We start from the raw sequence: 774 nt of genomic DNA, 5'->3' as shown, positions 1-774 counted from the left end.
TGCCGCTGCGCTGGCTGGCCACGACCCCGTTCACCGGCGTGGTGGTCACGCTGCGGGACCTGACCGAGGTGCAGGAGATGACCGGGGAGATCCAGTCGCTGAAGACCTTCGCCACCGCGCTGCGCGCCCAGACCCACGAACACGCCAACCGGCTGCACACGATCGCCACCCTGATCGAGAACGGCCGGGAGCAGCGGGCGCTGGACTTCGCGCTGGCCGACCGGCAGGGCTCCCAGGCGCTGACCGACCTGGTGGTGGGCAGCATCGACGACGCCTACCTCTCCAGCCTACTGGTGGCCAAGGCCGCGCAGGCGCACGAGCGCGGGGTGCGTTTGGAGATCTCCGCCTCCGGCACCGTGCCGCCGGACTGCTTCAAGGCGACCGACCTGATCACGATCGTGGGCAACCTGCTGGATAACGCGCTGGATGTCTCGGTGGGCAGCGACGCCGCCACGGTCTGGGTGGAGGTGGTCGGGCTGCCCGATGAGCTGCTGATCTCGGTCGCAGACTCCGGGCCGGGCATCGAACCGGAATTCCTCAAGGACCTGATGCGCTTCGGGGTCAGCACCAAGGGCGGGCAGGTGCCGCGCGGGCTGGGGCTGGCGCTGGTGCAGCAGGCGGTGCTGCGCCTGGGCGGGAGCATCACGGTGGATAATGATGCCGGGCGATCTTCACCGTCACCCTGCCGCTGCCCGCCGCCCACGGCACTGCGGGCACCGCGGGCACCGAACCGAGCACAAAGGACGAGCAATGAACCGCGCGCCTGGCGCACCG

Annotated in this window: 1 protein-coding gene; it reads left to right on the top strand. The window is 70.3% G+C overall.

Annotated elements, in window-relative coordinates; all coding sequences use genetic code 11:
* Positions 1-38 precede the first annotated feature (38 nt).
* The coding region (locus tag JCM19049_RS16300) for an ATP-binding protein (RefSeq protein ID WP_279403441.1) at positions 39-774 on the top strand (736 nt) is incomplete at its 3' end.

It is taken from the genome of Arthrobacter sp. JCM 19049 (assembly GCF_001310435.1).
This window is presented reverse-complemented; position numbering and strand designations above follow the sequence as displayed.